The organism is Rhodobacter lacus, from assembly GCF_042683065.1.
Taxonomy (GTDB): Bacteria; Pseudomonadota; Alphaproteobacteria; order Rhodobacterales; family Rhodobacteraceae; genus Rhodobacter; species Rhodobacter lacus.
The window spans coordinates 15015-28744 of record NZ_JBHUIX010000021.1; the positions used below are offsets into that span (position 1 = coordinate 15015).

Below are 13730 nucleotides of genomic sequence, written 5' to 3' on the forward strand. Positions count from 1 at the left end.
AAAAGCCAGACCGCCACCAGCCGCCCGAGCGCGCCGCGCGCAAAATCAATCCTCGCCGCGCGCGGCGGGGCGGGCCGCTTTCTGTCAGGCGCTCAGCCAGCTTTCCAGCTTGGCAGCCTCGGGCAATCCGCCCGCATGGACAAGCTTGCCGTCGATGGCGATGCCCGGCGTGGAGAGCACCCCCGCCATCGCAATCGCCTTCGGATCGGTGACTTTCTCGACCTCGACAGCGAGCCCAAGCTTTTCGGCGGCTTCCATCACCATCGCGGCGGTGGTTTCACACCGCTTGCAGCCCGGGCCATAGACCTTGATGCTTTTCATGGCCATTCCTTTCAGAAAATCAGGTTGAAGAGAAAGCCGACGGCAAGGATGCCGCTCGCCACCACACCGATGAAAACGGCGATCAGGCGCAGGGTCAGCACCTGCCGCAGGATGATCATCTCGGGCAGGCTGAGCGCGATCACGCTCATCATGAAGGCGAGCACCGTGCCGAGTGCCGCCCCCTTGCCCAAAAGCGCCTCGACGATCGGGATCACGCCGGCTGCGTTGCTATACATCGGAATGCCCATGACCACGGCAGCAGGCACCGACCACCAGGCCTCTGCCCCCATGATCCGCACCATCAGATCTTGCGGCACATAGCCATGGATCAGCGCCCCCATGCCGATCCCAAGGATCACCCAGAGCCAGACCTTGGCGAGGATCTCGCGCATCACGCCAAGGCCCGCCCGGTAGCGCTCGACCAGCGTCAACCGCTCCGCCTCAAAAGCGGGGGGAGAGGTGGCGCCGGCATGCAGATCGCGCACCCAGTCCTGCAGCCAGCCCTCAAGCCGCAGCTTGCCGATCACCCAACCCGCAAGGATGGCAATGGCGAGCCCGAAGCCAAGATAGGTCAGCGCCACCGGCCAGCCAACTAGGCCGAACAGCAACACCAGCGCCACCTCGTTCACCATGGGCGCGGCGATCAGGAAGGAAAAGGTCACCCCGAGCGGCACGCCAGCGGAGACAAAGCCCACAAACAGCGGCACCGCCGAACAGGAGCAAAAGGGCGTCAGCACCCCGAGCCCCGCAGCCATGACATTGCCAAGGCCCGCGCGCCGCCCCGACAGCAGGGCCCGGGTCTTCTCGGGGGAGAAGAAGCTGCGCACCACGCCCATCACGAAGACGATGAGGGTGAGCAGCATCAGCACCTTGGGCACATCATAAAGGAAAAACGCGACCGCCGAGCCCGCATGGCTTTCGGGATCAAGCGGCAACAAGGCGGTGAGCCCCCCGGCCAGCGGCGCGAGCGCGCGATAGGCCAGCCCCCAGAGGATCAGGCACGCCACAACGCCCAGATGCCACAACCAGGCCGGGCGGTTTGGCGCAGGGCCGGATGTGATCTGCAGGCTCATGCGACCTCCCTGCCCCCTCTGCGCGCGGGCGCCGATGCGCGCTCGGCACAGATCACCGCGTCGAGAACGGCGCGGACCTCGCGCGCCATCTCCGGGTTGAGCCGGTAGCGCACCCATTGCGCATCGCGCCGGTCCAGCACCAGCCCCGCCCCCCGCAACACCTGCATGTGCCGCGACATCCGGCTTTGCGTCGCGCCGAGCTTTTGCATCAGCTCGCAAACGCAATGCTCCGAGCCATCGGCGAGCAGGCACACGGCCTGCAGGCGGGTCGGTTCGGCAAGCGCGGACAGGACAGACAGCATCATCGGCGGCTCCCTTCATGCGCATTTGCGCATAAGCGCGCGATTGCGCCTTGATCCAGATCAGCCCGGCCTCTGGCTCCCGCTCGCATGGGTCAGAGAACGCCGCTTACGCCGCGGGCAAGAGCCGCCGCGCCGCAAGCCAGCTTGCCAAAGCCATCGCCCCCGCAGTGGCAAGGCAGAGCGCGAGCCCGCCAAGCTGATAACTGAGCCCCGAAAGGGCCGTGCCGAGGAGCCGGCCAGCCGCATTGGCCATGTAGTAAAAGCCCACGTCGCGGGTGATCCGTTCGGCCGATCCGAAGGCAAGGATCAGGTAGGAATGGACCGAGGAATTTACCGCGAAAATAAAGCCAAAGAACAGGAGCCCCGCCACCAGAAGCGCGGTGAGCCAAGGCGCTGCCCCCCCGGCCCACCACACCGCCACCGCCAGACCAAACGGCACCGGCACAAGCGCGCCCGCCCAGCGCACCGCCTTGCGCAGCGTTTCGGCCTCGGCCTGCCCCTTGCGGCCCAAAAGCTGTGGCGCCAGCCCCTGCACCAGCCCGTAGGCCATGATCCAGAGCGCCATGAAGCCTCCAACGAGGAAAAAGGCCTCGCGCCGCCCCTCCGCCGTGCCATCGGAGAGGATCGCCTGAAAATAAACCGGTATCCCGACCACGAACCACACGTCGCGCGCGCCAAACAGGAACATCCGCGCAAGGCTGAGCCGGTTCACCCGCACATCTTTTGATCGCCAGCCGGACCAGCTTTCAGAGGCTTTCATCCGCCCCGGCAGGCCCGCAGGCAGGAACAGCGCCACCGCAATCAGAATGACCGTCAGCACCGCCGCCATCGCCCAGACCGAGGCGGTGAACCCCATAAGCGCAAGCAACGCCGCGCCAAGGAAGAAGCCCAGCCCCTTGATTGCATTTTTCGAGCCGGTGAGCGCTGCCACCCAGCGAAACAGCCCCCCCTCTTCTGCGGGGGCCAGCAGTTTGACCGCGGATTTGGAGGACATCTTGGCGAGATCCTTGGCGACGCCCGAAACCCCCTGCACCGCCATCACGAAGACGACGGAGGCCGCGACAGACCAGCCCGGATCAAGTTGCGCCAGCGCGCCCAGCGCGCCGATCTGCAAGGCCAGCCCGCCGTAAAGCGTTGCCGCAAGCCCGAAGCGCGCCGCCAGCCAGCCCGCCGCGAGGTTGGTGACGATGCCCGCAATCTCGTAAAGCAGGAACAGCCACGCCAGTTGCACCGGCGAGAAGCCGAGGCCGTTGAAATGCAGCAACACCAGCATCCTGAGCGCGCCGTCCGAGAGCATGAAGGCCCAATAGGCCGCCGTTACCGCCGCATAGGCGCGCAGCGGCGAAGGCGCCGTTTGCCGCCCCGCGCTCACAGCGACCCCGCGACCATGCGCACAATATCGGCGAGCCGGCAGGCATAGCCCCATTCGTTGTCATACCAGGCGTAGACCTTCACCTGCGTGCCGTTGATGACCATGGTGGAGGGCCCGTCGATGATCGCCGAGCGCGCATCATTGGTAAAATCGCTCGACACGAGCGGGCGCGATTCGTAGCCGAGAATGCCCTTGAGCGGCCCCGCCGCAGCGGCCTCAAAGAGCGCATTGACCTCTTGGGCGCTGGTGGCGCGCGCCACCTCGAACACGCAATCGGTGAGCGAGGCATTGAGCAGCGGCACCCGCACCGCATGGCCATTGAGCCGCCCCGTCAACTCTGGATAGATGAGCGTGATCGCCGTGGCCGAACCGGTCGTGGTCGGGATCAGGTTTGTCAGTGCCGCGCGGGCGCGGCGCATGTCCTTGGCCGGGCGGTCAACGATGGTCTGGGTGTTTGTCACATCGTGGATCGTGGTGATTGCCCCGTGCCGAATGCGCAAGGCCTCATGGATCACCTTCACCACCGGCGCGAGGCAGTTGGTGGTGCAGGAGGCGGCGGTGATCAGGCTTTGCGACCCATCGTAAAGCCCGTGGTTCACGCCGTAGACAAGGTTCAGCGCCCCCGCCTCTTTCACCGGCGCGGACACCACAACCTTTTTCACCCCCGCAGCGTAATAGGGCGCAAGCCGGGCCCCGGTCTTGAACACACCCGTCGCATCAATCACCAGATCGACGCCAAGCCCGGCCAGGGGCAGCGCCTCGATGCTCTTTTCCCGCGTCAGGCGGATGGTTTTTCCGCCCAGCACCAGCGCCCCCTCCCCCGCCGCAACCGGCGTGCGCCAGCGCCCGTGCACCGAATCGAATTCCATCAGCAAAGCGTGCTGCTCGGCCTCGCCCTCGGCATCGTTGAGAAGCACGATCTCGCCTCCCGCCCCTGTGTCGATGAGGTTGCGCAACACGAGTTTTCCGATCCGGCCAAGGCCGTTGAGCGCGATACGCGGCATGGTCAATCCTCTTTCGGGTCCGCGCCAAGGTCGTCAACGCGGCGTTGCAAAGACATCCGGTCAAGGCTGGCGACAGGAAGCGCGACAAAAGCTGCAATCCGGCGGTGCAGCGCACCATAGGTTTGCGCGAAGACCAGCGCTTTTTCGGCACCGGTTCCGGTCGCCTTCACCGGGTCGGCCAAGCCCCAATGCGCCGTGATCGGCTGGCCGGGCCAGGGCGGGCACTCCTCTGCGGCGGCGCTGTCGCAGACCGTGAAGACGAAATCCATCACCGGGGCGCCCGGTCTTTGAAACTCGGCAATATCCTTCGCGTGCAGCCCGGCGGGGCTATGGCCGTTGCGTGCAAGCACCTCCAGCGCGAAGGGATTGGGCTGGCTTCCCGGCCGGGTGCCCGCAGAGAAGGCCGCGAACCGGCCGCCGCCCAGATCCCGCAACAGCGCCTCCGCCATAAGCGACCGCGCCGAATTGCCTGTGCAGAGGAAGAGCACGTTCCAGACCCTTCCCGGCCCGGCGGAAAGCGCACAGGCGGGGGCCGGGAAGGCGGCGAGCAGGTCGGGCCGCGCCCGTCCGACATCGAGCGCAAGATAGCCGATCAGCGCCTCGGTCGCCTCCAGATTGGCCGCGTAAAGCAAGGACCGCCCGCGCCGTTCGACCTGTGCAAGGCCTGCCGCGGTCAGGTCGGAGAGATGATGGCTGAGCGTGTTGGGCTTCACCTCAAGGGCCGCAGCAATTTCGGTCGGGCGCACACCGCGCGGCGCAAAGCGCATCAGCAAACGGAACACGGCAAGGCGGCCCGGATGGCCAAGAGTGGCAAAGGCAGTGGCGGTTGATCTTATATCCATATTTCCTGAATACAGGAACTATAAGATCTGTCCAGTGAAGATTAGATGACAGGTCTCCCCTCATGCGCCTCGGGCCAGAAGCGGCATCTGCCGCCCCCCGCCCGGTTCGCAAAAAGAGGCGTCAGGCACGGCCAAGCCTGTCGCCTCCGCCGCTTCGGTTGCGCTTGTTCGTCGCATTTTCCGCTTTGCCCAGCCGGACCAGACTTCGCTCCGTTGAAGGTGGCAGACCGTCCCGCTTATTGCTACAAGCGAAACGGCAGGTAAAATCATGAGTGCGGCGGAACATTCTCACAATGCAGCATTCGAACGCGAGGCCGCGGTGCTGCCGCAGGTGGCGGATCTGCGCAAAACGCTGATCCGGGCCCACGACCCCTTTGCCGCCTTTGGGGCCTTTCTTGCCGGGCACAAGGTGCGTGGGTTTCATTACCTGCGGCTCTGGCGCCCCGGCGAATTGCTGGAGCCCCCGCCAGCGCATGCCCTGTTTCAGCACCACACCTACCCCGCGGACTGGACCAAGCTGATCGCGCGCACCGCGCTTTTCGCGCAAGATCCGACGCTGAGCGTGCTGCGCCGCCACGAACAGCACGCTTTCTGGCAAACGCCGGAGCCATTGGCTCCAGAAAGGGCCGCGCATCGGCGCTGTGCCCGCGAAATCGGCCTTGTTTCAGGGGTGTCGCTGCGGCTCTTTTCCGGGCATGAAGGGGGCGCGGCGCTTGGGCTCTGGTGCGCCACACAACCGGATGCGGCAGGGTTTTCCGGCTATTGGCGGGCCGCAGGGCCGTGGCTGACACAGGCGGCGCAGATCTTCGATCAGGTGCTGCGCGAGCAGCGCCCCAATGCACTGATCGGCCTGACACCGCGGGAAATAGAGTGCCTGAAAGGCTTGCTGAGCGGGAAGCGCCCCGGCGAGATCTGCTTTGCGCTGAGCCTTTCCGAACGCACGTTTGAAAAGCATATTTGCAGCGCCAAGACCAAGCTGAAGGCCCGCACCCGCGATCAGGCGCTGGCAAAGGCGGTTTTGCTGAACCTGTTGCCGCGATAGGCGCCGTTCCGGCTGCGGGCAAATCAGCGCCAAGGCGCGCCCAAAGCGGCTCCCGGAAACTTGATCCCGCAGACGGGTGCAGAGCTCACGCCGCGTGTTAGATGCGAGCAGGGAGGGAGGCGCGCAGATTGAAGGAAAGACCGATGCCGACCATAGCCCAGCAGTTGATCGAAACCCTTGCCAAGGCTGGCATATCGCGGATCTGGGGGGTTACGGGCGACAGCCTCAACGCGATCGCCGATGCGATGGGCAACAGCCCCGTCACTTTCATGCATGTGCGCCACGAGGAGGCCGCCGCCTTTGCCGCCGGCGCCGAGGCCGCCGTGACGGGAGAGCTTGCCGTTTGCGCGGGCTCCTGCGGGCCGGGCAACCTGCACCTGATCAACGGTCTTTACGATTGCCAGCGCAATCACGTGCCGGTTCTGGCGATCGCCTCGCATATTCCCTCCTCCGAAATAGGGCTCGGCTATTTTCAGGAAACGCATCCGACACAGCTTTTTGCCGAATGCAGCCATTTTTGCGAACTCGTGACCACCCCCGCACAGATGCCTGCGGTGCTGCATCGCGCCATGGCCACCGCAATCGGGCGGCAAGGCGTGGCGGTGATCGTGTTGCCGGGCGATGTCTCGCTTCTGGAGGCCGTGGGCCAGACGCCCGCCTTTGCCGCCCCCGCCCGGCCCCGGCTCCTGCCCGCCGCAGATGCGCTTGAGGATGCGGCCGAGATCCTCAACCAGGCGGAGCGGGTCACGATTCTCGCCGGCGCAGGCTGCGCGGGCGCGCATGACGATGTGGTCGCGCTGGCCGCTCGGCTTCAGGCCCCGATCGTGCATGCCTTTCGCGGCAAGGAACATCTGGAATGGGAAAACCCCTATGATGTCGGCATGACCGGGCTGATCGGGTTTTCCTCGGGCTATCATGCGCTTCTGGAGTGCGATGCGCTTGTGATGCTCGGCACCGATTTTCCGTATCGGAACTTTTACCCCAAGGGCGTGCCGGTGATTCAGGTTGACCGCGATCCCGGCGCGCTTGGAAAGCGGGTGCCGCTTGCCTGCGCGATCGCCGCCGATGCCGGGGAAACGGCGCGGGCCCTTGCCCCGAAAATTGCGCCGGGGCGCTCGCGCAGTTTTCTGGAAAAGGCGCGCGCACATTATGCCGAGGCGCGCCGCAAGCTCGATGATCTGGCCAAGCCGCGCGCCGCAGGCCAGCCGCTTCATCCGCAATATGTCTCGAAGGTCGTCAATGACGTTGCCGCCGAGGATGCGGTCTTTTGCGCCGATGTCGGCACCCCCGTCGTGTGGATGGCGCGCTACCTTGCGGCCAATGGCAAGCGCCGGTTTCTGGGCTCGTTCAACCATGGCTCGATGGCCAATGCGCTGCCGCAGGCTCTGGGCGCGCAAGCGGCGGCGCCGGGGCGGCAGGTGATCTCCATGTCTGGCGATGGCGGGTTGGCGATGCTCTTTGGCGAACTCATGACCGCGGTGCAACTCAAGCTTCCGGTCAAGATCGTCGTGCTCAACAACGGCACGCTGGGTTTTGTCGAGATGGAGCAGAAGGCCGCGGGCTATCTGCCGCGCGATGTGGCGCTGGAGAACCCCGATTTTGCCGCGGTGGCACGCGCGCTTGGCATCCACGCCCAGCGCGTCGAAGCCTCCGAAGATCTTGAAGGCGCGTTGCGCGCGGCCTTTGCCCATGACGGCCCGGCGCTTGTCGATGTCGTTTCCGCCCGGCAGGAGCTGTCGGTTCCCCCCGCGATCAAGGCCGAGCAGGTCAAGGGCTTCAGCCTCTACATGCTGCGCGCCCTGATCAACGGGCGCGGCGACGAGGTGGTGGAACTGGCGCGCACGAACCTGTTCCGCTGACACCAGGCGCCGCCCCGTAACCCGTCCCCCGTCGCCCGTCGCATCAAGATCTGGGCGGCGGGCGCGGCCCCCCTATCGGGGTGGTTGCCATTCGCCTTGATCCCGTGCCACGACAGAACCGGAGTAACGAAAGGCCAAGGCGATGCCCGTTTCTGCGCCCGAACCCGCGGCCCTTGTGCCGCAAGGTGCTGCCTTCTTTCCGGTGAAAACCCCGGGCCCCACCCGGCGCTATGCCTTCGTGCTGGTGCCGGGCTTCACGCTGCTGGCCTTTTCCTCCGCCGTCGAACCCCTGCGCATTGCCAACCAGCTCTCGCAACAGCCGCTTTATCAATGGCGGCTGCTTTCCGAGGGCGGGGTCGCGGTTGCCTCCTCCTCCGGCATTTCGGTCTGCACCGATGGCCCGCTCGGTCCGCAGCCGCGCGACACGCGGGTTTTTGTCTGTTCGGGCAACCCGGCCCGGGCCGCCGCGGCGCCCTCCGTGGTCGCGCTGTTGCAACGCCATGCCCGCTTTGGCGGCACAGTGGGCGGCATCTGCACCGGCGCCGTGGCTCTGGCCGAGGCGGGGCTGCTGGATCAGGCGCCCTTCACGCTGCACTGGGAAAACCAGCCCGCCTTTTGCGAAGATTTTCCCGAGCTTTCGCCCTGTGCCACGATGTTCGAGATTGCCCCGAAGGTGATGACCTGCGGCGGCGGGGCGGCCTCGACCGATATGATGATTGCCCTGATCGAACAGGATCATGGCGCGGAATTTGCCGCGATGGTCTCGGAAATGTGCCTGCGCAAGGTGATGGTCGGGGTTGATGCCGGGCAACGCTCGGCGCTCTCGGTGCTGATCCGCTCACGCAATCCGGGGCTGATTGCAATGGTGGCCCGCATGAAGGCGCATCTTGAAGACCCGCTGCCCCTGGCCGAACTTGCACGCGTTTCGGGCTATTCGCGCCGCCATGTGGAGCGGATGTTCCTGAGCGTTCTGGGGGAGACGCCGGGCGATTATTATCGCGGGCTCCGGCTCGACCATGGGCGCAACCTGCTCTCCACGACAGATATGCCGCTGATCGAAGTGGCGCTCGCCTGTGGCTTCTCCACCGTTGCGCATTTTTCCCGCAGCTTCCGCGCGCGGTTCGGCATGGCCCCCACGAAGTTCAGCCGCGCCAAGGCCCGGCGCCCGCAGGCCTGAGCGGCGCCCCGCCGCAGCCCGAAAAACAGGCACATGCAGCGCAAACCGCCACAGGCATGATCCGTCAGGCTGCGCAAGGCAGCGCGGACGCATTGCGCCTTCCGGTCCTTCAGGGCCGTCGCTATACCGAGCGGAACGATACTGGGCAGAACGCTCAAGGACGCCGCAGATGGCCCAAACGCTTTCCATCGTCGTGATCGAAACGGACCCCGAACGCGCGGGGCTGATGGCCGAAAGCCTGCGCGACGCGGGGCTCAACCAGATCACCGTGATCCCCGAAACGGTCGGGCTTGCGCGCCGCATTGCCGAGATCAACCCCGATATCGTGCTGATCGACATGACAAGCCCCTCGCGCGACATGCTGGAGGAACTCACCCTCGCCTCGGGCCCGCTCGAACGCCCGGTGGCGATGTTTGTGGACCGGCCCGACAGCAGCGCCACCAAGGCCGCGATCGACGCGGGCGTTTCTGCCTATGTGGTCGACGGTCTGCGCGCCGACCGGATCCAGCCGATCATGGATGCGGCGATTGCGCGGTTCAACATGGTGGCGCGGATGCGCACCGAATTGCAAACCACCAAGCGCGCCCTTGAGGAGCGCAAGGTGATCGACCGCGCCAAGGGCCTTTTGATGAAGGCGCGCGGCATCGACGAAGATGCCGCCTATGCCCTCTTGCGCAAGACAGCGATGGATCAGGGCCGGAAAGTGGCCGATGTGGCCGCCGCACTCGTCACGGCAGCCGGGCTGCTCTCATGAGCGGATCGCCGATCACCGCGGGTTATATCCCGCTTGTCGATGCCGCGCCGCTGATCATCGCGCGCGAGATCGGCTTTGCCGAGCAAGAAGGGCTTGCGCTTTCCATTGCGGCAGCGCCGAGCTGGTCGCTTTTGCGCGATCAGCTCATGCGCGGGCAGATCGCTGCGGCACATATGCTGTTTCCGATGCCGATTGCCGCAGCACTCGGGCTTGGCGACGCCCCCAGCAGGCTCGACATCCTGCAAGTGCTTTCGCTCAATGGCAATTCGATCGGTGTCTCGTGCGATCTGGCGCAAAAGATGCGCGCCGCGGGCCACGGGTTCGATTTTGCCGATGCGCGCGCCGCTGGCGCGGCGCTGATCGCGGCGCGCTCTGCCCCGCTGCGGGTGGGCGTGCCGTTTCCTTTCTCGATGCATGCAGAGCTGCTGCTGCATTGGTTCGCGGCGCTCGGCCTGCGCGCACCGGACGATTTCGAGATGCGCAGCGTGCCGCCGCCGCTGATGGCCAAGGCACTCGGCGCAGGCGAGATCGACGCCTTTTGCGTGGGCGCGCCCTGGGGCTCGATTGCGGTGGAACTGGGCGTGGGAGAGATGCTCCTTCCGGGCACCGCAATCCGCGCCACTGCGCCCGAGAAGGTGCTGGCCGTCCGGCACGACTGGGCCGCAGCAGAGCCCGCGCTGACGCGGGCCTTGATGCGCGCGGTCTGGCAAGCCACGCGCTGGCTTGGCGCGGCGGAGAACCTGCTCACCGCCGCCGAGATCCTTGCCCGGCCCGACTATCTGGACCTTCCGCCCGAGCTGATCGAACGCTCGCTGACGGGCGATCTGGTGATTTCGCCGCGCGGCGAGATGCGGGCAACGCCCGGCTACATGACCTTCCATGCGGGCGCGGCCAGTTTCCCCTGGGCCTCGCAAGCGGCCCTTGTGGCCACAAGGCTCGCCGCGCGCCACGGCCTGGCCCCCGACCCCGCCCGCGCCGCCGCCCGCGCGATCTGCCGAACCGATCTTTATGCCGCGAATCTGGCCGATCTGGGGGCGGATCTCCCCGCCGCGCGCGACAAGATCGAGGGCGGCCTGCAACGCCCCACAGCCTTTCCCGCCACGCAGGGAAAGGTGATTCTGCCTGCCGATGCGTTTTTCGACGGATGGATTTTTGACCCTTCCGCGCCGGCATGACGCTTTCGTAAGCAGTTCTTAACGCAGCCGCAGAAAACGCAGCCTGCGCGGGCGCCGAATGGTTCGGCAGGCTTGACCCTGCGGCGGCAGGTCGCGCACCTTGGAATTATCGGAGCAAGGGCGTTCCGAACCTCGACATTCCGCCCCGCATCGCAGCGGGGCTCAGGACAAAGCCGTCCGACCTGATCGCATCTCTTCCGCCTCCCCGGAAGACGCGTGTTGGGTCGGGCGGCTTTTTCGTTTTCGGCGCATGCAGATGCAACAGGGACAGAACCGATGAAAAAGCTCCTGGCCGTGATGGCCGCCACGACCTTCCTCGCCAGCCCCGCCTTTGCGGAAATGCTCGACGTGGAAAAGGATGAACTCACGCTCGGCTTCATCAAGCTCACCGATATGGCGCCGCTCGCCATCGCTTATGAAAAGGGCTTTTTCGAAGACGAAGGCCTGTTCGTCAAACTTGAACCGCAGGCAAACTGGAAGGTGCTCCTGGACCGCGTGATCTCGGGCGAGCTTGACGGCGCGCATATGCTGGCAGGCCAGCCGCTGGCCGCCACCATCGGCTATGGCACCGAGGCGCATATCGTCACGCCCTTCTCGATGGATCTCAACGGCAACGGCATCACCGTCTCGAACGCGATCTGGGAAGAGATGAAGGCCAATGTGCCCGTGGGCGCCGATGGCAAGCCCGCGCATCCGATCTCGGCGGCCGCGCTCAAGCCGGTGGTCGAAAAATACCGCGCCGAGGGCAAGCCCTTCAACATGGGCATGGTGTTCCCGGTCTCGACTCACAATTACGAGCTGCGCTACTGGCTTGCCGCGGGCGGCATCAACCCCGGCCTTTATGCGCCCGATGATGTCTCCGGCCAGATCGGCGCCGAGGTGCTTCTTTCTGTTACCCCGCCGCCGCAGATGCCCGCCACGCTCGAAGCCGGCACGATCTACGGCTATTGCGTGGGCGAGCCGTGGAACCAGCAGGCGGTGGTCAAGGGCATCGGCGTGCCGGTGGTGACCGATTACGAGATCTGGAAAAACAACCCGGAAAAAGTGTTCGGCCTGACCGAGAAATTCGTCGCGGAGAACCCCAATACCACGCTCGCGCTGACGAAAGCGCTGATCCGCGCGGCGATCTGGCTCGATGCCGACAACAACGCCAACCGCGCCGAGGCGGTGGAGATCCTGTCGCGGCCCGAATATGTGGGCGCCGATGCGGCGGTGATCGCCAATTCGATGACCGGCACGTTTGAATATGAAGCGGGCGACAAGCGCGAGGTGCCCGATTTCAACGTGTTCTTCCGCTACAACGCCACCTATCCCTTCTACTCGGATGCGATCTGGTATCTCACCCAGATGCGCCGCTGGGGCCAGATTGCCGAAGCCCACCCGGACGCCTGGTATGACGAGACCGCGAAATCGGTCTACAAGCCCGCGATCTACCTCGACGCCGCGAAGATGCTGGTTGAGGAAGGCAATGCCAATGAGGCCGACTTCCCCTGGACCAGCGATGGCTACAAGGCGCCCACACCGGGCGCGGATGTGATCGACGGCATCGGCTACGACGGCCGCCACCCCAACGCCTATATCGACAGCCTGCCCTTCGGGCTGAAGGGCGATCAACACCTCGTCGGCAACAAGATCGAGGGCTGATCCGCCCGGGCGGAGGGTGCCCCCCCTCCGCCATTTTTTCGCCCGGACCGCGCCAACTCCCCAAAGGACCCGCCATGACCGCGATTGACCCTGACACCCTCGCCCAAAGCGCCGCCCGCGCCGAGCGCCGCGCCGCGTTTCATGCCCGCATCACCCGCGCCGATGGCTGGTTCAAGGTGCTGGGCCTCGCCTGGCTGACGCCGATGCTGCGCATTGCGGCGGGCGATGATCCGAAAGCGCAGGGCCGCGAGATCTGGCAACTGCTTGGCGTGCCGCTGCTTGCGATCGCGCTTTTCCTTGGCGCCTGGGCCGCGCTCGCGCCCAAGGTGCAAACCTCGCTTGGCGCCATCCCCGGCCCGGCGCAGGTTTGGGATCAGGTCGGCGTGCTCTGGGCCGACCATCAGCGCGAGGCGCAAAAGGCCGCTGACTTCTATGCCCGGCAAGACGCGCGCAACGCCATGCTCATTGCCGAGGGCAAGGCTGACAAGGTCAAGAGCCGCGATTACACCGGCAAACCCACTTACCCGGCGCAGATCTGGACCTCGATCAAGACCGTGTTTTTCGGCTTTCTGATCGGCACCGTGATCGCCGTGCCGCTGGGCATCATGGCGGGGCTTTCCAAAACCGCCAATGCGGCGATGAACCCGCTGATCCAGATCTTCAAACCGGTCTCGCCGCTCGCGTGGCTGCCGATTGTCACCATGGTCGTCTCCGCGCTCTACACCACCACCGACGGGATGTTTTCGAAAAGCTTCCTGATCTCGGCCATCACCGTCACGCTCTGCTCGCTCTGGCCGACGATCATCAACACAGCCCTTGGCGTTGCCTCGATCGACCGCGATCTCGTCAACGTTTCCAAAGTGCTGAAAATGAGCACCTGGACCAAGATCACCAAGCTCGTGCTGCCCTCGGCGCTGCCGCTCATCTTCACCGGGTTGCGGCTGTCGCTCGGCGTGGGCTGGATGGTGCTGATTGCCGCCGAGATGCTGGCGCAAAACCCCGGCCTTGGCAAATTCGTCTGGGACGAGTTCCAGAACGGCTCCTCGGACAGCCTCGCGCGGATCATGGTCGCGGTCTTCACCATCGGCATCATCGGCTTCGTGCTTGATCGGATGATGTTCGCGATCCAGTCGCTTTTCACCTTCTCGAACAATCGGTGAGGGCC

At 65.4% G+C, this 13730-nt stretch carries 13 protein-coding genes; 7 read left to right on the plus strand and 6 right to left on the minus strand.

Annotation, left to right across the window (positions count from 1 at the left end; translation table 11 throughout):
* Positions 1-84: 84 nt before the first annotated feature.
* The 6 genes from ACFSM0_RS17305 to ACFSM0_RS17330 form a co-directional block, all read right to left on the minus strand.
* Positions 85-321: a thioredoxin family protein gene (locus tag ACFSM0_RS17305; protein ID WP_377393488.1), complete on the minus strand. Its 237-nt coding sequence runs from the start codon at positions 319-321 to the stop codon at positions 85-87.
* 11 nt (positions 322-332) lie between these two features.
* Positions 333-1394, minus strand: a complete 1062-nt coding sequence (locus ACFSM0_RS17310) for a permease (RefSeq protein ID WP_377393491.1) — start codon at positions 1392-1394, stop codon at positions 333-335.
* Positions 1391-1699, minus strand: coding sequence for an ArsR/SmtB family transcription factor (locus ACFSM0_RS17315; RefSeq protein ID WP_377393494.1), 309 nt, complete (start codon positions 1697-1699; stop codon positions 1391-1393). The genes ACFSM0_RS17310 and ACFSM0_RS17315 overlap by 4 nt, the downstream gene beginning before the upstream one ends.
* Positions 1700-1802: 103 nt before the next feature.
* On the minus strand, positions 1803-2993 hold the full coding sequence (arsJ, locus tag ACFSM0_RS17320) for an organoarsenical effux MFS transporter ArsJ (protein ID WP_377393647.1): 1191 nt from the start codon (positions 2991-2993) through the stop codon (positions 1803-1805).
* 71 nt (positions 2994-3064) lie between these two features.
* Positions 3065-4072, minus strand: a complete 1008-nt coding sequence (locus tag ACFSM0_RS17325; protein WP_377393497.1) for an ArsJ-associated glyceraldehyde-3-phosphate dehydrogenase — start codon at positions 4070-4072, stop codon at positions 3065-3067.
* Positions 4073-4074: 2 nt separating this feature from the next.
* Entirely contained in the window at positions 4075-4914 is an 840-nt protein-coding gene (locus ACFSM0_RS17330) for an arsenate reductase/protein-tyrosine-phosphatase family protein (protein WP_377393500.1), read from the minus strand.
* Positions 4915-5182: 268 nt separating this feature from the next.
* On the opposite strand from ACFSM0_RS17330, the gene ACFSM0_RS17335 reads away from it, so the two are divergent.
* From ACFSM0_RS17335 to ACFSM0_RS17365, 7 genes are all read left to right on the plus strand, one after another.
* A complete protein-coding gene (locus ACFSM0_RS17335; protein ID WP_377393503.1) occupies positions 5183-5956 on the plus strand; it encodes a helix-turn-helix transcriptional regulator in 774 nt (257 codons plus the stop codon).
* 143 nt (positions 5957-6099) lie between these two features.
* Positions 6100-7815 carry a ubiquinone-dependent pyruvate dehydrogenase gene (gene poxB / locus ACFSM0_RS17340; RefSeq protein ID WP_377393506.1) on the plus strand — a complete coding sequence of 572 codons (1716 nt, stop codon included), beginning with the start codon at positions 6100-6102 and terminating at the stop codon, positions 7813-7815.
* A 142-nt stretch (positions 7816-7957) separates the two neighbouring features.
* On the plus strand, positions 7958-8992 hold the full coding sequence (locus ACFSM0_RS17345) for a GlxA family transcriptional regulator (RefSeq protein ID WP_377393509.1): 1035 nt from the start codon (positions 7958-7960) through the stop codon (positions 8990-8992).
* Positions 8993-9161: 169 nt separating this feature from the next.
* The gene (locus ACFSM0_RS17350) at positions 9162-9746 is read left to right on the plus strand and encodes an ANTAR domain-containing response regulator (RefSeq protein ID WP_377393512.1); all 585 of its coding nucleotides are present in this window, start codon (positions 9162-9164) and stop codon (positions 9744-9746) included.
* A complete protein-coding gene (locus ACFSM0_RS17355; protein ID WP_377393515.1) occupies positions 9743-10921 on the plus strand; it encodes a CmpA/NrtA family ABC transporter substrate-binding protein in 1179 nt (392 codons plus the stop codon). The genes ACFSM0_RS17350 and ACFSM0_RS17355 overlap by 4 nt, the downstream gene beginning before the upstream one ends.
* Before the next feature lie 276 nt (positions 10922-11197).
* Positions 11198-12565 (plus strand): CmpA/NrtA family ABC transporter substrate-binding protein, encoded by a 1368-nt coding sequence (locus ACFSM0_RS17360; protein ID WP_377393518.1) that lies wholly within the window; start codon positions 11198-11200, stop codon positions 12563-12565.
* 74 nt (positions 12566-12639) lie between these two features.
* On the plus strand, positions 12640-13725 hold the full coding sequence (locus ACFSM0_RS17365) for an ABC transporter permease (protein ID WP_377393521.1): 1086 nt from the start codon (positions 12640-12642) through the stop codon (positions 13723-13725).
* Positions 13726-13730: the final 5 nt, after the last annotated feature.

What these genes read in the sequence shown, in the direction of transcription:
- ACFSM0_RS17305 (WP_377393488.1), bottom strand. Translation starts at nt 321, where the DNA reads ATGAAAAGCATCAAGGTCTATGGCCCGGGCTGCAAGCGGTGTGAAACC.
- ACFSM0_RS17310 (WP_377393491.1), bottom strand. Translation starts at nt 1,394, where the DNA reads ATGAGCCTGCAGATCACATCCGGCCCTGCGCCAAACCGCCCGGCCTGG.
- ACFSM0_RS17315 (WP_377393494.1), bottom strand. Translation starts at nt 1,699, where the DNA reads ATGATGCTGTCTGTCCTGTCCGCGCTTGCCGAACCGACCCGCCTGCAG.
- arsJ (WP_377393647.1), bottom strand. Translation starts at nt 2,993, where the DNA reads ATGCTCTCGGACGGCGCGCTCAGGATGCTGGTGTTGCTGCATTTCAAC.
- ACFSM0_RS17325 (WP_377393497.1), bottom strand. Translation starts at nt 4,072, where the DNA reads ATGCCGCGTATCGCGCTCAACGGCCTTGGCCGGATCGGAAAACTCGTG.
- ACFSM0_RS17330 (WP_377393500.1), bottom strand. Translation starts at nt 4,914, where the DNA reads ATGGATATAAGATCAACCGCCACTGCCTTTGCCACTCTTGGCCATCCG.
- ACFSM0_RS17335 (WP_377393503.1), top strand. Translation starts at nt 5,183, where the DNA reads ATGAGTGCGGCGGAACATTCTCACAATGCAGCATTCGAACGCGAGGCC.
- poxB (WP_377393506.1), top strand. Translation starts at nt 6,100, where the DNA reads ATGCCGACCATAGCCCAGCAGTTGATCGAAACCCTTGCCAAGGCTGGC.
- ACFSM0_RS17345 (WP_377393509.1), top strand. Translation starts at nt 7,958, where the DNA reads ATGCCCGTTTCTGCGCCCGAACCCGCGGCCCTTGTGCCGCAAGGTGCT.
- ACFSM0_RS17350 (WP_377393512.1), top strand. Translation starts at nt 9,162, where the DNA reads ATGGCCCAAACGCTTTCCATCGTCGTGATCGAAACGGACCCCGAACGC.
- ACFSM0_RS17355 (WP_377393515.1), top strand. Translation starts at nt 9,743, where the DNA reads ATGAGCGGATCGCCGATCACCGCGGGTTATATCCCGCTTGTCGATGCC.
- ACFSM0_RS17360 (WP_377393518.1), top strand. Translation starts at nt 11,198, where the DNA reads ATGAAAAAGCTCCTGGCCGTGATGGCCGCCACGACCTTCCTCGCCAGC.
- ACFSM0_RS17365 (WP_377393521.1), top strand. Translation starts at nt 12,640, where the DNA reads ATGACCGCGATTGACCCTGACACCCTCGCCCAAAGCGCCGCCCGCGCC.